Origin of the sequence: Pseudorhodoferax sp. Leaf274 (assembly GCF_001422445.1) — a bacterium.
GTDB lineage: Bacteria > Pseudomonadota > Gammaproteobacteria > Burkholderiales > Burkholderiaceae_C > Pseudorhodoferax.
Genome location: NZ_LMNA01000030.1, coordinates 411,725 through 431,067 on the forward strand (window position 1 = coordinate 411,725; position 19,343 = coordinate 431,067).

General features: G+C 70.4%; 16 protein-coding genes. 8 read left to right on the forward strand and 8 right to left on the reverse strand.

Going from position 1 to position 19,343, the window contains the following annotated elements; translation table 11 throughout:
- Positions 1-19: 19 nt before the first annotated feature.
- Positions 20-1,939: a 1,4-alpha-glucan branching protein GlgB gene (gene glgB / locus ASF44_RS28645; protein WP_082525115.1), complete on the reverse strand. Its 1,920-nt coding sequence runs from the start codon at positions 1,937-1,939 to the stop codon at positions 20-22.
- Positions 1,936-4,377: a glycogen/starch/alpha-glucan phosphorylase gene (locus tag ASF44_RS28650; protein ID WP_056902663.1), complete on the reverse strand. Its 2,442-nt coding sequence runs from the start codon at positions 4,375-4,377 to the stop codon at positions 1,936-1,938. Before ASF44_RS28650 ends, glgB begins: the two co-directional genes overlap by 4 nt.
- A 187-nt stretch (positions 4,378-4,564) precedes the next feature.
- Here ASF44_RS28650 and glgC point away from each other — a divergent pair, with 187 nt between their 5' ends.
- From glgC to ASF44_RS28680, 6 genes are all read left to right on the forward strand, one after another.
- Positions 4,565-5,833 (forward strand): glucose-1-phosphate adenylyltransferase, encoded by a 1,269-nt coding sequence (glgC, locus tag ASF44_RS28655; RefSeq protein WP_056902664.1) that lies wholly within the window; start codon positions 4,565-4,567, stop codon positions 5,831-5,833.
- Complete coding sequence (glgA, locus tag ASF44_RS28660; RefSeq protein WP_056902665.1) at positions 5,830-7,281, forward strand: glycogen synthase GlgA; 1,452 nt, start codon at positions 5,830-5,832, stop codon at positions 7,279-7,281. The genes glgC and glgA overlap by 4 nt, the downstream gene beginning before the upstream one ends.
- Positions 7,282-7,283: 2 nt before the next feature.
- Positions 7,284-8,459, forward strand: a complete 1,176-nt coding sequence (locus ASF44_RS28665; protein ID WP_056902666.1) for an AAA family ATPase — start codon at positions 7,284-7,286, stop codon at positions 8,457-8,459.
- Between the two features lie 154 nt (positions 8,460-8,613).
- Complete coding sequence (locus ASF44_RS28670) at positions 8,614-10,011, forward strand: phosphomannomutase/phosphoglucomutase (RefSeq protein WP_056902667.1); 1,398 nt, start codon at positions 8,614-8,616, stop codon at positions 10,009-10,011.
- A 22-nt stretch (positions 10,012-10,033) separates the two neighbouring features.
- A complete protein-coding gene (gene waaC, locus ASF44_RS28675; protein ID WP_082525116.1) occupies positions 10,034-11,017 on the forward strand; it encodes a lipopolysaccharide heptosyltransferase I in 984 nt (327 codons plus the stop codon).
- A complete protein-coding gene (locus ASF44_RS28680; protein ID WP_056902669.1) occupies positions 11,017-12,288 on the forward strand; it encodes a 3-deoxy-D-manno-octulosonic acid transferase in 1,272 nt (423 codons plus the stop codon). Before waaC ends, ASF44_RS28680 begins: the two co-directional genes overlap by 1 nt.
- A gap of 113 nt (positions 12,289-12,401) precedes the next feature.
- Here ASF44_RS28680 and ASF44_RS28685 read toward each other — a convergent pair whose 3' ends face one another.
- From ASF44_RS28685 to ASF44_RS28705, 5 genes are all read right to left on the reverse strand, one after another.
- Entirely contained in the window at positions 12,402-13,913 is a 1,512-nt protein-coding gene (locus ASF44_RS28685) for a tripartite tricarboxylate transporter permease (RefSeq protein WP_056902670.1), read from the reverse strand.
- 25 nt (positions 13,914-13,938) lie between these two features.
- Positions 13,939-14,424: a tripartite tricarboxylate transporter TctB family protein gene (locus tag ASF44_RS28690; RefSeq protein ID WP_056902671.1), complete on the reverse strand. Its 486-nt coding sequence runs from the start codon at positions 14,422-14,424 to the stop codon at positions 13,939-13,941.
- A 117-nt stretch (positions 14,425-14,541) separates the two neighbouring features.
- On the reverse strand, positions 14,542-15,909 hold the full coding sequence (locus ASF44_RS28695; protein WP_056902672.1) for a HAMP domain-containing sensor histidine kinase: 1,368 nt from the start codon (positions 15,907-15,909) through the stop codon (positions 14,542-14,544).
- Positions 15,906-16,595: a response regulator transcription factor gene (locus ASF44_RS28700; protein ID WP_056902673.1), complete on the reverse strand. Its 690-nt coding sequence runs from the start codon at positions 16,593-16,595 to the stop codon at positions 15,906-15,908. Before ASF44_RS28700 ends, ASF44_RS28695 begins: the two co-directional genes overlap by 4 nt.
- Positions 16,595-17,353 carry a sulfurtransferase gene (locus ASF44_RS28705; protein ID WP_056903056.1) on the reverse strand — a complete coding sequence of 253 codons (759 nt, stop codon included), beginning with the start codon at positions 17,351-17,353 and terminating at the stop codon, positions 16,595-16,597. The genes ASF44_RS28700 and ASF44_RS28705 overlap by 1 nt, the downstream gene beginning before the upstream one ends.
- A gap of 21 nt (positions 17,354-17,374) precedes the next feature.
- Between ASF44_RS28705 and ASF44_RS28710 the strand changes: the two genes are divergently transcribed.
- Positions 17,375-18,064 carry a DUF599 domain-containing protein gene (locus ASF44_RS28710; protein ID WP_056902674.1) on the forward strand — a complete coding sequence of 230 codons (690 nt, stop codon included), beginning with the start codon at positions 17,375-17,377 and terminating at the stop codon, positions 18,062-18,064.
- Between the two features lie 13 nt (positions 18,065-18,077).
- On the opposite strand, the gene ASF44_RS28715 is transcribed toward ASF44_RS28710, so the two are convergent.
- Positions 18,078-18,464 (reverse strand): MarR family winged helix-turn-helix transcriptional regulator, encoded by a 387-nt coding sequence (locus ASF44_RS28715; protein WP_235579382.1) that lies wholly within the window; start codon positions 18,462-18,464, stop codon positions 18,078-18,080.
- 120 nt (positions 18,465-18,584) lie between these two features.
- On the opposite strand from ASF44_RS28715, the gene ASF44_RS28720 reads away from it, so the two are divergent.
- Positions 18,585-19,328, forward strand: coding sequence for a siderophore-interacting protein (locus tag ASF44_RS28720; protein WP_056902675.1), 744 nt, complete (start codon positions 18,585-18,587; stop codon positions 19,326-19,328).
- The last annotated feature ends 15 nt before the right edge of the window (positions 19,329-19,343 follow it).

Genomic DNA, 19,343 nt, shown 5'->3' on the forward strand with positions numbered 1-19,343 from the left:
GCGGCGGGGTTTCTTGCCGTCAAGGCGTCCACTCCAGGAAGACGGTGGACAGCGGCGGCAGCGTGAGCAGGACGGAATGCGTGTGCCCGTGCGACGGGATCGGCTCCGTGCCCGCCACGCCCCAGGGCGTGCCCGCGTTGCTGCCGCCGTAGTGCACGGAATCGGTGTTCAGCCGTTCGTGCCAGCGGCCCGGCCGCGGCACGCCCAGCCGCCAGTCGCGCCGCACCACGGGCGTGAGGTTGCACACCACCAGCATGGTCTGCCCGTCCTCGCGGCCGTGGCGCACGAAGGCGAAGATGCTGTGCTGGGCGTCGTTGGCCTCGATCCATTCGAAGCCGGCGGGCTGGCTGTCCTGCGTGTGCAGGGCCGGGTGGTGGCGCAGCACGCGGTTGAGGTCGCGCACGAGCGACTGCACGCCCGCGTGCAGGCCGTCGCCCAGCAGGTGCCAGTCCAGGCTGGCCTCGTGGTTCCATTCGCGCGCCTGGCCGAACTCGCAGCCCATGAACAGCAGCTTCTTGCCCGGGTGCGCCCACATGTAGCCGTACAGCGCGCGCAGGTTGGCGAACTGCTGCCAGCGGTCGCCCGGCATGCGCGTGAGCAGCGAGCCCTTGCCGTGCACCACCTCGTCGTGCGAGAAGGGCAGCACGAACTGCTCGCTGTAGGCATACACCATGCTGAAGGTCAGCTCGTGGTGGTGGTGGCGCCGGTGCACGGGTTCGCGGCCGAAGTAGCGCAGCGTGTCGTTCATCCAGCCCATGTTCCACTTGTAGTGAAAGCCCAGGCCGCCCGCGAAGGTGGGGCGCGAGACGCCGAGGAACGAGGTCGATTCCTCGGCCACGGTGGTGGCCTCGGGCCGCTCGAGGCCGACCACCTCGTTCATGCGCTTGAGGAAATCGATGGCCTCCAGGTTCTCGCGGCCGCCGTGCCGGTTCGGGATCCACTGGCCGTCCTGGCGGCTGTAGTCGCGGTAGAGCATGGAGGCCACGGCGTCCACGCGCAGGCCATCCACGCCGTGGCGCTCCAGCCAGTACAGCGCGTTGCCGACCAGGAAGTTGCGCACCTCGGTGCGGCCGAAGTTGTAGATCAGCGTGTTCCAGTCCTGGTGGAAGCCCTCGCGCGGGTCGGCATGCTCGTACAGCGCCGTGCCGTCGAAGCGGGCCAGGCCGTGCGCGTCGCTCGGGAAGTGCGCGGGCACCCAGTCCAGCAGCACGCCCAGGCCCTGGGCATGGGCCTTGGCGACGAAGCGCGTGAAGCCGGCCGGATCGCCGAAGCGCGAGGTCGGCGCGTACAGGCCGATGGGCTGGTAGCCCCAGGAGCCGTCGAAGGGGTGCTCGCTGATGGGCAGCAGCTCCAGGTGGGTGAAGCCCATGTCCAGCGCGTACGGGATCAGCTCGGCCGCCAGCTCGTCCCAATCGAGCCAGCGGTTGCCGTCCTCGGGCTTGCGGCGCCAGCTGGCCAGGTGCACCTCGTAGATGCTGATGGGCGCATCGATGGCGTTGGCGGCCTGGCGTTCGGCGCTGGCCGGCACCACGGCCGGCAGCGTGGCGACCTGGCTCGCGGTGTCGGGGCGCAGCTGCGCGGCCAGCGCGTAGGGATCGGCCTTGAGCGGCAGCAGGTTGCCGCTGGCGTCCTCGAGCTCGTACTTGTAGAGCGCGCCGGGGCCCGCGCCGGGCACGAAGGCTTCCCACAGCCCGGCGCCGGGCCGGGCCTGCATGGGGTGCGCGCGGCCGTCCCAGGCGTTGAAGTCTCCGACCACGCTGGCGCGCCGCGCATTCGGCGCCCAGACCGCGAAGCGCGTGCCGGCCACGCCCTGGTGCGTGAACGCGTGCGCGCCCAGCACCTCGTACGGGCGCCGGTGCGTGCCCTCGGCCAGCAGCCACAGGTCGGTTTCGGAGATCAGGAAGCTTGCGTGCTGTGGGCCGGGGGTGGGTGTGGTCATGGTTTCGGTTCGATGCGCCAGATCTGGCGGGCGTATTCCCTGATCGTACGGTCAGAGGAGAACACCCCCATGCCCGCCACGTTGGCGATGGCGCGCTGGCACCATGCGGCCGGCTGGCGGTACAGCGCATCGACCTCGCGCTGCGTGGCCACGTAGCTGGCGTAGTCGGCCAGCAGCATGTAGTGGTCGCCGCCCCACAGCAGCGCGTCGACCAGGCCCCGGTAGCGGCCCGGCTCCTCGGGCGAGAACTGGCCGCCGGTGATGGCGTCCAGCACGGCCTTGAGCTCGGGCTGGCCCTCGTAGTGGCGCATCGGCTGGTAGCCGCTGGCACGCAGCGCCTGCACCTCGGGCGTCTTCAGGCCGAAGATGAAGATGTTGTCGTCGCCCACGGCCTCGCGGATCTCGATGTTGGCGCCGTCGTCGGTGCCGATGGTCAGCGCGCCGTTGAGCGCCAGCTTCATGTTGCCGGTGCCCGAGGCCTCGGTGCCGGCCGTGGAGATCTGCTCCGACAGGTCGGCGCCGGGCATGATGGTCTCGGCCACCGAGACGCCGTAGTTGGGGATGAACACCAGCTTGAGCAGGTCGCCCACGCGCGGGTCGTTGTTGATCACGCGGCCGGCGTCGTGGATCAGCCTGATGATGTTCTTGGCCATGTGGTAGCTGGACGCGGCCTTGCCCGCGAACAGCACCACGCGCGGCACCCAGCCCTGGCCGTCCGGGCCCTTGGGGTCGGCCAGGATGGCCTGGTAGCGGCCGATCACGTGCAACACGTTGAGCAGCTGGCGCTTGTACTCGTGGATGCGCTTGACCTGCACGTCGAACAGCGCGTCCGGGTTGACCTGCACGCCGGTCGTGCGCGCGATGAGCGCGGCCAGCCTTGCCTTGTTCGCGCGCTTGACGTCCATGAACTCGGCGCGCACCTCGGGGTTGCCGGCCAGCGCGGCGAGCTTGTGCAGCTCGTCCAGGTTGCGCCGCCAGCCGTGGCCGATGTGGCGGTCCAGCAGGCTCGACAGGCCCGGGTTGGCCTGAGACAGCCAGCGCCGCGGCGTGACGCCGTTGGTCATGTTGGTGAAGCGCTCGGGCCACAGCGCGGCGAAGTCCGCGAAGATGGTCTGCACCAGCAGGTCGGAATGCAGCTTGGACACCCCGTTGACCTTGTGGCTGCCGACGATGGACAGGTTGGCCATGCGCACGCGGCGCTCGCCGGTCTCGTCGATCAGCGACAACCGCGACAGGAAGCCGTTGTCGCCCGGCCGGTGCAGGGCCGCGAAGTCCAGGAACTCCTTGTTGATGCGGAAGATGATCTCCAGGTGCCGCGGCAGCACGTGCTGCATCAGGCCCACGGGCCAGGTCTCCAGCGCCTCGGGCATCAGCGTGTGGTTGGTGTAGCTGAAGGTGCGCCGGCACAGGGCCCAGGCCGGCGTCCAGTCCATGCCGTGCTCGTCCACCAGCACCCGCATGAGCTCGGCCACGCCGATGGCCGGGTGCGTGTCGTTGAGGTGGATGGCCACCTGGTCGGCCAGGTTGGACAAGGTGCCGTGCTCGTCCAGGTGGCGGCGCACCATGTCCTGGATCGAGGCGGCGACGAAGAAGTACTCCTGCTTCAGGCGCAGCTCGCGGCCGGCCGGCGTGCTGTCGTTGGGGTAGAGCACCCAGGAGATGTTCTCGTACTCGTTCTTGGCCGTGGCGGCGCGCTGGTAGTCGCCGGTGTTGAAGGCGTTCAGGTCGATGTGCGCGGGCGCCGTGGCCTTCCACAGCCGCAGCGTGCTGACCTTCTTGGTGCCGTGGCCCGGGATCACCAGGTCGTAGGCCTTGGCCGCGACCTCGCCGGCCGGGCGCCAGATGGCCTTGCCGTCCACATGCTCGACCCAGCCACCGAAGCGCACCGGGTAGCTCAGCTCCCAGCGCGGGAACTCCCAGGGCGTGCCGTCCTTGAGCCAGGGGTCCGGGTGCTCGACCTGGGCGCCGTTCTGGATCTCCTGCGCGAACATGCCGTACTCGTAGCGGATGCCGTAGCCGAACGAAGGCAGGCCCAGCGATGCCATGGAGTCGAGGAAGCAGGCCGCCAGCCGGCCCAGGCCGCCGTTGCCGAGCGCGGCATCGGGCTCGTGGTCGGCCACTTCCTCCATGGCCTTGGCGTGGGCGCCCAGGGCCTCGGCCGCGCCGTCGTTCTGCCCCAGCGCGGCCAGCGCGTTGGACAGCGTGCGCCCGATCAGGAATTCCATCGACAGGTAGTACACGCGGCGTGCCCGCGCGCCGCGGTCGGCCGCCTGGGTCTGCACCCAGCGCTGCGACAACTCGGCCCGCGCGGCCTGCGAGACGGCGTGCATGAGCTCGGTGGAACTGGCAGCGGCCGGGGCCACGCCCACGGTGTGCAGCAGGTGGTCTTCGGTGCGGGTGGCGAAGCTGTGGCCGAAGGTGGAGGGTGTTGGGCTCATGGCGTTCCTTTTCTTGTCCCGTGGGTGCCGCGAAGGGCAGGTGGCGAGGCGTCTCGGCGCAAGCAGGGTCTGTGCCAGCCGACGCGAGATTTCTTCGGCGTGGCGCTGTATACGCCGCGACTGCGGCTATCCTAAGCGCCCGTCCATGACCTTATTGTGAGCGGCCGTGACAACGGCAGGAGACCCCATGAATTCGAACGACCTGGCCCAGCAACTGGATCTGCCCAAGCGGGCCATCGCACTGGTGCTGGCAGGTGGGCGCGGCAGCCGCCTCATGAACCTGACCGACCGGCGCGCCAAGCCGGCCGTGTACTTCGGCGGCAAGTTCCGCATCGTCGACTTTGCGCTGTCGAATTGCCTGAACTCGGGCATCCGCCGCATCGGCGTGATCACGCAGTACAAGAGCCACAGCCTGCTGCGCCACGTGCAGCGCGGCTGGGGGTTCCTCAAGACCGAGATGAACGAGTTCGTCGACCTGATGCCCGCGCAGCAGCGCGTGGACGAGGAGAGCTGGTACCGCGGCACGGCCGATGCCGTCTACCAGAACCAGGACATCCTGGCGAGCTACCGGCCCGACTACATCGTGGTGCTGGCCGGCGACCACATCTACAAGATGAACTACGCCATCATGCTGGCCGACCACGTGGCCAAGGGCCGCGACTGCACGGTGGGCTGCATCGCCGTGCCGCGCGCCGAGGCCACGGCCTTCGGCGTGATGGCGGTGGACGAGAACAGCATGATCACCGACTTCCTCGAGAAGCCGGCCGATCCGCCGCCGATGCCGGGCCGCCCCGACATGGCGCTGGCCAGCATGGGCATCTACGTGTTCAACGCGCGCTTCCTCTACAAGGAGCTCGAGCGCGACATGGCCGACCCCGACTCCAGCCACGACTTCGGCAAGGACATCATTCCACGCGCGGTCAAGAACGCGCAGGCGGCGGCGCACCCGTTCGAGCTCTCGTGCGTGAACATGCGCGTGGGCGAAGAGGCCTACTGGCGCGACGTGGGCACCATCGACGCCTACTGGGATGCCAACATCGACCTCACGGCCACCGACCCGCAGCTCAACATGTACGACACGCGCTGGCCGATCTGGACCTACCAGTCGCAGCTGCCGCCGGCCAAGTTCGTCCACAACGCGGACGACCGGCGTGGCTCGGCGGTCGAGTCGCTGGTCTCGGGCGGCTGCATCGTCTCGGGCAGCGTGCTGCGCTCGGTGCTGTTCTCCAGCGTGCGTGTGAACTCCTATTCCAGCGTGAACTGGTCGGTGCTGCTGCCGGGCGTGCAGATCGGCCGGCATGCGCGCATCACGCGCGCCATCGTCGACCGCGGCGTCTCGATCCCCGACGGCATGGTCATCGGCGAGGATGCCGGGCTTGACGCCGCGCGCTTCTACCGCAGCCCCAACGGCATCGTGCTCGTCACCCAACCCATGCTCACCAAACTCGGTTCATGAAGGTTCTGCAGGTTGCGGCGGAGGTCTATCCGCTGGTCAAGACGGGGGGCCTGGCCGATGTGGTGGGGGCCTTGCCGCAGGCGCTCGCGGCGCACGGCGCCGAGGTGCGCCTGCTGCTGCCCGGCCTGCCGGCCGTGCTGCGCGGCATCGCGGGCCTGGACGAGGTCTGCACGCTGGGGCCGATGTTCGGGGCCGGACGCGTGCGGCTGCTGCGCGGGCAGCTGGACGGCCTGCAGGCCGTCTATGTGGTCGAGGCCCCCTACCTGTACGACCGGCCCGGCAACCCCTACCTGGGGCCCGATGGCCTGGAATGGGCCGACAACCTGCAACGCTTTGCCCTGCTGGGCTGGGTGGCCGCGCACCTGGCGGCCGGCGAACTCGATCCCGCCTGGAAGCCGCAGGTGATGCATGCGCACGACTGGCATGCGGCCATGTCCTGCGCCTACCTGGCGGCGCGGCCCGTGCGCGATGTGGCCACCGTCTTCACGGTGCACAACCTGGCCTTCCACGGCCTGTTCGAGCCCACCGACTTCTTCCTGCTCGGGCTGCCCGCGCGCTTCATGGCGCCGTCGGCGCTGGAGTTCCACGGGCATTTCTCGTTCATCAAGGCCGGCCTCAAGTTCGCCACGCGCGTGACCACCGTCAGCCCCACCTACTCGCGCGAGATCCGCACGCCCGAGTACGGCAGCGGGCTGGACGGCGTGATCCGTGCGCGCGGCAACGAGGTCTCGGGCATCCTGAACGGCGTCGATCCGCAGGTCTGGGACCCCACCGCCGATGCCGAACTGCCCGCGCGCTACAGCGCCGCCGACCTGGCCGGCAAGGCCCGTTGCAAGGCCGCGCTGCAGCAGGCACTGGGGCTGGCGCCCGAGGCCGATGCGCCGTTGTTCGGCGTGGTCAGCAGGCTCACGTCGCAAAAGGGGCTGGACCTGGTGCTGGAGGCCTTGCCGGACCTCCTGGCGCAGGGCGCGCAGTTCGCCGTGCAGGGCACGGGCGACGCCGCGCTGGAAGGCGCCTTCCGCCAGGCCATGGCCCAGCACCCGGGCCGCGTGGCCGTGCGGCTGGGCTATGACGAGGCCTTCGCGCACCAACTCATCGCGGGCACCGACGCCATGCTGGTGCCCTCGCGCTTCGAGCCCTGCGGCCTGACCCAGCTCTATGCACTGCGCTACGGCACCGTGCCCATCGTGCGCCGCGTGGGCGGCCTGGCCGACACCGTGGTCGACGCGAACGACGACACGCTGGCGCGCGACGTGGCCACGGGTTTCCAGTTCGGCCCGGCCACGGCGGACGCCCTGGGCCGCACGCTGCAGCGCGCCGTGCTGGCCTACCGCCAGCCGGCGCTGTGGCAGCAACTGGTGCGGCGCGGCATGGCGCAGAACTTCTCCTGGGAGCCCGTGGCGCAGCAGTACCTGGCGCTCTACCAGGAAGCCATCGCCGCACTCTGAACGTGCTGTCGGCGCTGGCCATCGCCAACTACCGCTCGCTGCGCCGGCTGGTGCTGCCGCTGGGCCGGCTGACGCTGGTGACCGGGCCCAACGGCAGCGGCAAGTCCAGCGTCTACCGCGCGTTGCGCCTGCTGGCGGCCGTGGCCCAGGGTGGCGTGGTGCGCTCCCTGGCGCGCGAGGGCGGACTGGCCTCCACGCTGTGGGCCGGGCCCGAGCAGTTCAGCGCGGCGATGCGGCGCGGCGAGCAGCCCGTGCAGGGCACGAAGCGCCAGGGCCCGGTGTCGTTGCAGCTGGGTTTCGGTTCGGATGCGCCCGAAGGCTTCGGCTATGCCATCGACATCGGCCTGCCGATCCCGCGCAGCACCTCGGTGTTCAACCACGACCCGGAGATCAAGCGCGAGGCGGTCTGGAACGGGCCCTTCCTGCGCCCGGCATCCCTGCTGGTCGAGCGGCGCGGCGCCGCGCTGCGCATCCGCGGCGCAACGGGCTGGGAGCCGGTCGCGCGGCCGATCCCCGCGTTCGCCAGCATGATGACCGAGTACGCCGAGCCGCGCGCCGCGCCCGAGATGCTGAGCCTGCGCGAGCAGATGCGCGGCTGGCGCTTCTACGACCATTTCCGCAGCGATGCCGATGCGCTCGCGCGCGTGCCGCAGTTGGGCACCACCACCACCGTGCTCAGCGACGACGGCAGCGACCTGGCCGCGGCCTGGCAGACCATCCGCGAGATCGGCGACCACGCCGCGCTCGACGCCGCCGTGCAGGACGCCTTCCCGGGCGGGCGTGTGCAGGTCGAGGTGCAAGGCGAGCGCTTCGCGCTACGCATGCACCAGCATGGCCTGCTGCGCCCGCTCGACGCGGCCGAGCTGTCCGACGGCACGCTGCGCTACCTGCTCTGGATCGCTGCGCTGCTGACGCCGCGGCCGCCGGCCCTGCTGGTGCTGAACGAACCGGAGACCAGCCTGCATCCGGACCTGCTGCCCGCGCTCGGGCGCCTGATCGCGCAGGCGGCTCGCGCCTCGCAGGTCATCGTCGTCACGCACGCGCCGCGGCTGCTGGCGGCGCTGGACGGCGGCATGGAGGGAACGCAGCGGCTGCAGCTGCACAAGCCGCTGGGCGAGACGCAGCTGGCCGGGCTCGAGATGGACGGGATCCCGCGCTGGGAGTGGCTGGCGCGTTGAAGCGGGGCCGATGGCCAGGTGCCAGGCCCGGGTGCGAACACCGGTGGGAAGGCCGGGTGCGAAAGCCGGCAGCGATGCGGTGCGGCGCCGTCGGGCGATGCTGGGGTTTCCCCCATAATCGCCCGCACCGCAAGCCCCCCAGTTCAGGAGTTCCATGCAAGTTTCCGCGTCCATCTTCAAGGCCTACGACATCCGCGGCATCGTGCCGTCCAGCTTGAACGAGGCCGTGGCCGAAGGCCTGGGACGCGCGTTCGGCACCATCGCCCGGCGCGAGGGCGAGACCACCGTGGCGGTGGGCCGCGACGGTCGCCTGTCGGGCCCCAGCCTGTCGGCCGCGCTGGTCCGCGGCCTGGTGGCCGCCGGCGTGCAGGTCATCGACGTGGGCATGGTGACCACGCCCATCCTGTACTTCGCAGCGCACACGCTGTGCAAGAGCGGCATCCAGATCACGGGCAGCCACAACCCCAAGGACTACAACGGCTTCAAGATGATCATGGGCGGCCGGGCCATCTACGGCGACGAGATCCAGGCCCTGCGCAGCATGATCGAGGCCGAGGACTGGCTCGACGTGCCCGGCGGCAGCGTGCGCCAGGCCGATGTGCTGCCGGCCTACCGCGAACGCATCGTCGGCGACGTGAAGCTGGCCCGCCCGCTCAAGGTCGTGATCGACTCGGGCAACGGCATCGCGGGTGCATCGTCGCCCGAGATCTTCCGCGCGCTGGGCTGCGAGGTGACCGAACTCTTCAGCGAGGTCGACGGCAACTTCCCCAACCACCACCCGGACCCGAGCAAGCCCGAGAACCTGCACGACCTGATCGAAGCCCTCAAGACCACGGGCGCCGAACTGGGCCTGGCCTTCGACGGCGACGGCGACCGCCTGGGCATCGTCACGCGCGAGGGCAACAACATCTTCCCGGACCGCCAGATGGCCTTGTTCGCGCAGGACGTGCTCTCGCGCGTGCCGGGCGGCACCATCCTGTTCGACGTCAAGTGCTCGCAACGGCTGGCCCCGGCCATCGAGGCCGCCGGCGGCAAGGCGCTGATGTTCAAGACCGGCCATTCGCTGATCAAGGCCAAGATGAAGGCCATCGAGGCGGAGGGCGGCCAGGCGCCGCTGGGCGGCGAGATGAGCGGCCACATCTTCTTCAAGGAACGCTGGTTCGGCTTCGACGACGGCACCTACGCCGGCGCGCGGCTGCTGGAGATCCTGAGCCGGTCGCCCGACGCCAGCGCCGTGCTCGACGCGCTGCCCACGAGCTTCTCCACGCCCGAGCTCAACGTCGGCTGCGCCGAGGGCGAGCCGCATGCGCTCGTGGCGCAGCTCGTCGCCGCGGCCAGGTTCGACGCTCCCGCGACCGTCAACACCATCGACGGCCTGCGCGTGGACTGGCCGGATGGCTTCGGCCTGATCCGTGCGTCCAACACCACCCCGGTGCTGGTGCTGCGCTTCGAGGGCCAGACCGAAGCGGCGCTCGAGCGCATCCAGGCGCAGATGATGGCGCTGCTGCGTTCGGCCAAGCCCGACGCGCAGATCCAGGCGGCCGCGCATTGAGCCTGGTCGTCGGGGCCCTGGCGTGAGGATCCTCATCGTCAAGCTCTCGTCGCTGGGCGATGTGGTCCAGGCCATGCCGGTCGTGAGCGACCTGCGCGCGGCGCTACCGCACGCGACGATCGACTGGGTCGTCGAAGAGTCGTTCGCCCCGCTCGTGGAGTGCGTGGTCGGCGTGGAGCGCGTGCTGCGCTTCGCCGGGCGCCGCTGGCGCAAGTCCTGGCTGGACGCCGCGACGCGGGCCGAGCGGACCGCCTTCCTCACCGCACTGCGGGCCGTGGCGTACGACGCCGTGCTCGACATCCAGGGCCTCATCAAGTCGGGGATGGTGGCGCGAAGGGCCCGCATCTCAGCCCAGGGCTTTCGCGCGACCTACGGCAACCGCAGCGAGGAGTGCGGCTACGAGTGGCCCACGCGCTTCTTCGCCAACCGCCTGGTGCCCATGCCGCGGCGCGTGCATGCGGTGCAGCGCTACCGCGTGCTGGCCGCCGGCGCGCTGGGCTATGAACTCAGGACGCCGCCCGTCTATGGCCTGCGCGTGGACCGGCCGGCACCGGTGCGGGCCGTGGTGCTGGCCCATGGCACGACGCGACCCGACAACGAATGGCCGCAGGCGCACTGGGCCGCCATCGGCCAGCGGCTGGCGGCCGACGGCTTCGCCGTCTGGCTGCCGCATGCATCGGACACCGAGCTGCGCCTGGCCACCGCGCTGGCCGCGAGCATCGGCACCAGGGCCCGCATCTGGCCGCGGCTCTCGCTGGTCGGCGTGCTGCAGGAGATGGCGGCGGCCACCGGCGTGATCGGCGTGGACTCCGGCCTCAGCCACATGGCCGTGGCGCTGGACCTGCTGCACGTGCAGATCTTCAGCTACCCGCGCGCCTGGCGGGCCGGGCCCGTGGGCCATGCGCACCAGGTGCCCGTCGGCGGCGAGCGCGCGCCCAGCGTGGACGAGGTCTGGGCCGCCTGGCAAGGCGTGCTGGCCGCCACGCCCAGGCCGGTGCCGCACTGATGCTGCTGCGTTTCTACGGCTGGCTGACCTGGCTGGCGCAGCCGCTGCTGCGGCGCAAGCTGGCGCGGCGGGCCGCCGCCGAGCCGGGCTACGGCCAGTGGACGGAAGAGCGCTTCGGCCGCTACACCCGGCCGGCCTCCAGCGGCTGGGTCTGGGTGCATGCGGTCTCGCTGGGCGAGACGCGTGCGGCTGCCGTGCTGGTCGCCGCGCTGCGCGAGCGCCTGCCCGGCATGCGGCTGCTGCTGACGCACGGCACGGCCACGGGCCGGGCCGAGGGCGCGCGGTTGCTGCGGGACGGCGACCTGCAGGCCTGGCAGCCCTGGGACACGCCGGGCGCCACCGCGCGCTTCCTGGCGCAGTTCAGGCCGCAGGTCGGCATCCTCATGGAAACCGAGATCTGGCCCTGGTTGATCGAGAACTGCCGGCGTGCCGGCGTGCCGGTGGTGCTGGCCAATGCGCGCCTGTCCGAGAAGTCCTTGCAGGGCGCGCAACGCGTGCCCCTGCTGCCGCCCGCCTATGCCGCGCTGGCCGCGGCGTACGCGCAGACCGAGGACGATGCGGCGCGGCTGCGCCAGGCCGGGGCACGCGTGGCCGGGGTGTTCGGCAACCTCAAGTTCGATGCCGCGCCCGATGCGGCGCAGCTGGCGCAGGGCCGCCAATGGCGTTCCGCGGCTGGCAAGCCGGTCGTGCTGTTCGCCAGTTCGCGCGAGGGCGAGGAGGCGGCCTTGCTGGCGCTGCTGCAGGCCGACGCAGCCGCGGCCGGCGCCGTGCAATGGCTGATCGTGCCGCGCCATCCCCAGCGCTTCGATGCGGTGGCGGATCTGGTCCGCACGCATGGCTTCGCGGTGGCACGGCGCAGCGGGTGGGGCGATGCGCCGCCGGCCGGCTCCGGCGCCATCTGGCTGGGCGACTCGTTGGGCGAGATGGCGCTGTACTACGGCCTGGCCGAGATGGCTTTGCTGGGCGGCAGCTTCGAGCCCCTGGGAGGCCAGAACCTGATCGAGGCCGCGGCCTGCGGCTGCCCCGTTCTGATGGGGCCGCATACCTTCAACTTCGCCGAGGCGGCAGCGCTGGCCGAGCAGGCCGGTGCGGCATTGCGGGTGGCCGATCTGCGGGACGCTGTCGGCCAGGCGCAGCGCCTGGCCCGGGACTTGCCACTGCGCGAAAAGGCGGCCCAGGCGGCACTGGGCTTCGCCGCGGCGCACCGTGGCGCCGCGGCGCGCACGGCCGATGCCATCACGTCACTGCTGGGGCTCGGCCTGCGGCCATAGCCGGGGAAAGTCAAGGCGCTGAGCTGGGCCGTGGCCAGGCCGTCGCCCAGGCCCGGCATGGCTTTGAAGTCGGCCCGCTCTAGTTCGCCCCGGGGGGGGGCGAACAGGTAGCGTCAGTCCTCGACGAAGGCCTCCTCGCGCTTGGACTTGACCGAGGGCAGCAGCACCACGATCAGCAGCACGGCCGCAATCGCCAGCAGCGAAGCCGACAGCGGGCGCGTGACGAACACGCTCCAGTCGCCGCGCGAGAGCAGCAGCGCGCGGCGCAGGTTCTCTTCCATCATCGGCCCCAGGATCAGGCCCAGCAGCAGCGGCGCCGGTTCGCAGCCCAGCTTGTGGAACAGGTAGCCGACGATGCCGAAGATCGCGACCATCCAGATCTCGAAGCTGTTGTTGTTCTCCGAGTACACGCCGACCGCGCAGAACAGCACGATGGCAGGGAACAGCCACCGGTAGGGAATCGTCAGCAGCTTGATCCAGACGCCGATCAGCGGCAGGTTCAGGATGATCAGCATGGCGTTGCCGATCCACATCGAGGCGATCAGGCCCCAGAACAGCTCGGGGTTGCTGGTCATCACCTGCGGGCCCGGCTGGATGTTGTGGATCGTCATCGCGCCCACCATCAGTGCCATCACGGCGTTGGGCGGGATGCCCAGCGTCAGCAGCGGGATGAAGGAGGTCTGCGCGCCGGCGTTGTTGGCCGATTCGGGACCGGCCACGCCGCGGATGTTGCCCTGCCCGAACGGCACTTCGCCGGCTTTCAGCTTGGTGCGCTTCTCGATGGTGTAGGACGCGAAGGCCGACAGCAGGGCGCCGCCGCCGGGCAGAATGCCCAGGGCCGAGCCCAGCGCGGTGCCGCGCAGCACGGCGGGCGTCATGCGCTTGAAGTCTTCCCTGGTCGGCATCAGGCCCGTGACCTTGGCCGTGAAGACCTCGCGCTCGCTTTCGGACTTGCCCAGGTTGGCGATGATCTCGCCATAGCCGAACACGCCCATGGCGATCGCGATGAAGCTGATGCCGTCGGTCAGTTCGGGGATGTCGAAGCTGTAGCGGGCCACGCCCGAGTTCACGTCGGTGCCGACCAGGCCGAAGGCCAGGCCCAGAAGGATCATGGCGATGGCCTTGAGCAGCGAGCCCGAGGCCAGCACCACGGCGCCGATCAGGCCCAGCACCATCAGCGAGAAGTACTCGGCCGGGCCGAACTTGAAGGCCACCTCGGTCAGCGGCGGTGCGAAGGCCGCCAGGATCAGCGTGCCCACGCAGCCCGCGAAGAACGAGCCCAGGCCGGCCGCGGCCAGCGCGGGCCCGGCCCGCCCCTTGCGCGCCATCTGGTAGCCGTCGATCACGGTCACCACCGAGGAGGCTTCGCCGGGCAGGTTGACCAGGATGGCCGTGGTGGAACCGCCGTATTGCGCGCCGTAGTAGATGCCGGCCAGCATGATCAGCGCCGCCACCGGGGGCAGAGCGTAGGTGGCGGGCAGCAGCATGGCGATGGTGGCCACCGGGCCGATGCCGGGCAGCACGCCGATCAGCGTGCCCAGCAGGCAGCCGACGAAGGCATAGGCGAGGTTCTGGAAGGTGAACGCGACGCCGAAGCCGATGGAAAGGTTGTCGATCAGATCCATGGAATGTTCTTGTCGTTGTGGTGGATCAGGCGATGAAGGTCGGCCAGATCGGGAAGTTGAGCTTGAGGGCCAACTCGAAGGCCACGTAGCTGCCGATGGCCAGCACGGTGGCCAGGATGGCCACGCTCTTCCTGTTGAACTGCTCGCCCGCCATGCTGGCGATGAAGGTCAGCGCGTAGATCGCGACGATCAGGCCCATGGCCGGGATGCCGAAGGACGGCAGGCCCGCCAGCAGCACGCCGAAGGCCAGGTTGGCGCCGATGATGTAGCACAGCGGCTTCCACGCGATCTTGCCGATCGGGTCGCCGTCGGCGCCGCCGTGGCGCAGTGCGTTGAGCATGATCAGCGAACCGAGGATCGCGATCAGCACGCCCACGATCAGCGGAAAGTAGCCCGGGCCCATGCGTGCGGCACTGCCGACGGTGTAGCTCGTCGCGCCCCAGGCGAACGCGACGCCGAACGCACTGAACATGGCGCCCGAAAAAAAGTCTCTCTGGCTCTTGATTCCCAAAATTGCCTCCTGCGTGTGGGGGAACGGCGCCATGGCGGCGCGCGGGGCGATCGTAGGAAGCCGGCCTGCCGCCGTGCATGACCAGAAGATGAACGTTTGGTTAGGTGGGGCCGGCGGTCAGCCGGCGGGCAGTTTCAGGCGCGCGCGCAGGCCGGGCGCGGCGTCCTCGAACACCAGGCTGGCGCCGTGCAGCTGTGCGATGGCGCGCACGCTGGCCAGGCCCAGGCCGGTGCCGGGCAGGCGTTCGTCGAGCCGGAAGAAGCGCTGGCCCAGCCGTGCCAGCGCGGCTGCGGGCACGCCGGGCCCGTTGTCGCGCACCGTGAGTTCGACCTGGCCATCGCGGGCGCGCACGGCCACCTCCACCTGGGCGCCGGGCGTCTGCGCGCTGTACTTGAGCGCGTTGTCGACCAGGTTGGCGGTGGCGCTGGCCAGCAGGTCGCGGTCGCCCAGCACCTGGGCCGGGTCGTGGCCCACCAGACGCAGCGCGCAGCCCTGGTCTTCGGCGACGGCGGCGTAGAGCTCGACCACGTCGGCGGCGATGGCGTGCAGCGACTGCGGCGTGAACTGCTGGCGCTGCGCGCCGGCCTCGGCCTCGGCGATCTGCAGGAGCTTGTGGAACACGGTGTTGAGCTGCTCGAGCTCGCCGATGGTGGCGGCGCTGGCCGCGCGCAGTGCCGCGGCATCGCTGCCCTCGCGCTGGGCGTCGTGCAGGCGCGCCAGCGCGCGCGTGAGCGGCGTGCGCAGGTTGTGGGCGATGGTGTCGGAGACGTGGCGCACGCCCTGCATCAGGCCTTCGATGCGGTCCAGCATGCGGTTGATGTCGTGCTCCAGCAGCGCGAACTCGTCGTCGCGCTCGGAGGGTTGCACGCGTTCGGCCAGCCGGCCGGCCGCCACCTGGGCCGCGGTGTTGCGCAGCGCGCCGATGCGCTGCTCCAGCAGGTCGCGGAACAGGTAGGTGCCACCGACCACCAGCAGCAGCGCGAGGAAGGTGGCGGCCTTGATCGCGTCGCCCACGAGCTCGGCCATCTGCAGCTGCTCGCTGCGGTCGTGGCCGACCACCAGGCGCGAGCCGTCCGGCAGCTTGCGCGTGGTCAGGTAGCCGGGCGAGGGATGGCCGCTGCGCAGCAGCGTCTGCTCCTCGATGTCGCTGCCCGAGCTGGGCGGATCGGCAAAGTGCGTGCTGCCGGCGATGCGCCGGCCCTCGGCGTCCAGCAGCACGAGCAGTTCGCGGTCGGAGTCCTCGCCGTCGCCCAGCGATTCCTCGATGGCCTGCACCAGCGCCTCGCGCCCACCCTGGTCGAAGCGCGCCTCCAGCTGCTGGGTGGTGCCGGCGATCTGGCGCAGCGTGCGCTGCTCCAGCAGCACCACGGTGCGGATGTAGAACACCGCCAGCGTGATGACCATGATCAGCATGCTCATGCCGGCGAAGGCCAGCGCGAGGCGGAACGCGGCGGAATGCCGCCAGGCGCGCTTGCTCTGCCTCATGCCGGCGGCTGTGCCGCCAGCTGGTAGCCGGCGCCGCGCACGGTGTGGATCAGCGGCGACGTGTGGCCGTGGTCGACCTTCTTGCGCAGGCGGTTGATGTGCACGTCGATGACGTTGGTCTGCGGGTCGAACTGGTAGTCCCAGACCGATTCGAGCAGCATGGTGCGCGTGAGCACCTGGCCGGTGTGGGCCATCAGGAAGGCCAGCAGGCGGAACTCGCGCGGCTGCAGCGCAATGGGCTGGCCGGCGCGCTCGACGCCGCGCGTCATGAGGTCGATCCTGAGGTCGGCCACCTGCAGGTGGCGCACCTCGGGCGCGCTGCCCGAGCGGCGCACCAGGGCTTCGAGCCGCGCCGCCAGTTCGGAGAACGCGAAGGGCTTGGTCAGGTAGTCGTCGCCGCCGGCCTTCAGGCCGCGGATGCGCTCGTCGACGGCGCTGAGCGCGCTGAGCACCAGCACCGGTGTCTTCTTTCCCAGCCGGCGCAGCGTGGCGAGGATGGCCAGGCCGTCCACGTCGCCGGGCAGCATGCGGTCGAGCACGACCACGTCCCAGTGTTCCTCGACCGCGCGGGCCAGGCCGGTCACGCCGTCGCGGCAGTGCACCACGGCATGGCCCAGTTCACGCAGGCCGTTGCCGATGTAGCGGGCGTGTTCGGGCTCGTCCTCGATGACCAGGCAGCGCCACATCAGGTGGCGGCAGAGGGATCGGGCTGCAGCGCGCTGTCGACGGCGCGGCGCTCGTCGAACACGAAGCAGCCGCCGCGGTAGTGCTTGCCGTCGGTCTCCTCGAAGTACTTGAGGATGCCGCCTTCGAGCTGGTAGACGTGCGTGAGACCGCTCGCGCGCATGAGCATGGCGGCCTTCTCGCAGCGGATGCCGCCGGTGCAGTAGCTCACCACGGTCTTGCCTTCGAGCTCGGCCTGGTGCGCGGCCAGCGCGGCCGGGAAGTCGCTGAACTTGTCGATGCGCCAGTCGATGGCGTTCTCGAAGCCGCCGCAGTCCACCTCGAAGGCGTTGCGCGTGTCCAGCGTGACGACGGGGCGGCCCTCGTCGTCCATGCCGGCGTCGAGCCAGCGGCGCACGGTAGCCGCCGGCACGGCAGGGGCGCGGCCACCGTCGGCGCTGAAGTCGGGGCGGATCTGCGGCTGGTCCATGCGGATGATCTCGCGCTTGACCTTGACCAGCATCTTGCGAAACGGCTGCGCGTCGGACCAGCTTTCCTTGGGCGCGATGTCGGCGAAGCGCGCGTCGGCATGCAGCAGCGCGACGAAGGCGCGCACATCGGCCTCGTGGCCGGCCACGAACAGGTTGATGCCTTCCTCGGCGAGCAGCACGGTGCCCTTCAGGTGGCGCTCCGTGGCGCAGGCCAGCAGCCGTTCGCGCAGTTCGGCGGCATCGGGCAGGGGGACGAATTTGTAGGCGGAGATGTTCAGGATCGCAGGCACGGGCACGATTATCCTAGGCCGATGACCGCACTCATGTTTCTGCCCTGGTACGACTGGCTGGCCCTGCTGTGGTTCTTCGGGCTGTGGCTGGGCTATGCGCGGTTTTCGGGGAGCACGCAGCAGGCCACGCTGCTGCAGACCACCAACCGCTACCGGCGCTACTGGATGGAGCAGGCCACGGCGCGCGACCCGCGCGTGCTGGACGGCATCATCGTGCAGGGGCTGTCGAGCAGCCCCTCCTTCTTTGCGTCGACCACCATCATCATCATCGGCGGCCTGCTGGCGTTGCTGGGCGCCACCGACAAGGCCTCGGAGTTCGTGCGCGAGATCCCGTTCGCGGTGCGTACCTCGGTGCTGGTGTTCGACCTCAAGGTGATGCTGCTGGCCAGCATCTTCGTCTACGCCTTCTTCCGCTTCACCTGGTCGATGCGGCAGTACACCTTCGCGGCGCTGGTGATCGGCTCCATGCCCGACCCCGGCGATTTCGCGGCCGGCAAGTTCGACCGCAAGCACTTTGCCGACCGCGCCGGCAAGATGCTGGGCATGGCGGCCGAGACCTTCAACGGCGGCGTGCGGGCCTACTACATGTCGTTCGCAGCCACGGCCTGGTTCTTCTCGTCGCTGGCCTTCGCGGTGGCGACGGCCGCGGTGGTGCTGATTCTGTACAGCCGGGAATTCCGCTCCGAGGTGCTGCACGTGCTGCGCGACTGAACCGCCGGTTCAGTCAGGCATCCAGGTTGCCCTGCACGCGGCGCAGCAGCGCGAGCAGCTGGGCCTTTTCCTCGTCGGCCAGGCCCACGACGGCCTGGGCCTCCAGCGCCTTGGCCTGTGCCCGCAACGCACGCTGGATCGCTAGGCCCTCAGCCGTGAGCTGCAGCCGCACGTTGCGCCGGTCGGCCGCGTCGGCCTCGCCCTGCAGCAGGCCGCGTTCGCGCAGGCCCTTGATGAGCCGCGCCAGCTGGGCCTTGTCGCGACCGGTGTGCTGCGCAAGATCGCTCTGCGTGGCGCCGGGGCGGCGGGCATAGAAGCCCAGCACCTTGCTTTCCATGTGCGTGAGTTCGTGCTCCCCCTGGCGCAGGGCCTGGAACAGCTGCGAGCGGAACTGGTGCATGACGTGGTGCACCAACTCCAGAACCTCGTCGTCGGCAGGGTCTTGGCGACCGTGACGGTTGACCTTATCAACTGATTCGCGCATGATTGGGGACATTATCAACCATCTCCAAGATATCCAATGACTTCTGAAACCATTGCGCCGCGCCAGGTGCACCGTGTCCGCCACGAAATCAAGCGCCGCGAGCTGCAGGTGGCGCGCGTCGAGACCCTGAGCCCGCAGATGCGCCGCGTGGTGTTCCACGGCGAGGCGCTGGCCGATTTCGTGAGCGCTTCGTACGACGACCACGTCAAGGTCTTCTTCCCGACGGCCGATGGCGCGGTCGCCCGCGACTACACGCCGCGCCGGTACGACCCCGCCGCGCGGGAACTGGCCGTCGACTTCGCGCTGCACGGCGACGGCCCCGCCGCCGACTGGGCACGCCAGGTCCGGCCCGGCCAGCCGCTGACCGTGGCCGGGCCGCGCGGCTCCTTCGTCGTGCCGCTGGACTTCGACTGGTATGTGCTGGTCGGCGACGAGACCGCCTTGCCGGCCGTGGCGCGGCGGCTGGAGGAATTGCCGGCCGGCAGCCGCGCCATCGTGCGCCTGCACGTGGCGCCAGCCGACCGGCAGGCGCTGTCCAGCGCCGCCACGCTGGACCTGCAGTGGCTCGACAGCGACGAGTCGCTGCTCGACGCCGTGCGCGCGCTGCAGCTGCCCGCCGGCCATGGCTACGCCTGGTGCGCGGCCGAAGCGGGCGTGGCCGCCAGCGCCCGCCGCATCCTGGTGGACGAGAAGGGCCACGACCGCAAGGCGATCCGCGCGGCGGCCTACTGGAAGCGCGGTGCCATCGCCCACCACGAGAACCTGGAAGACCAGGGCTGAAGGTCTCCCGCCGTG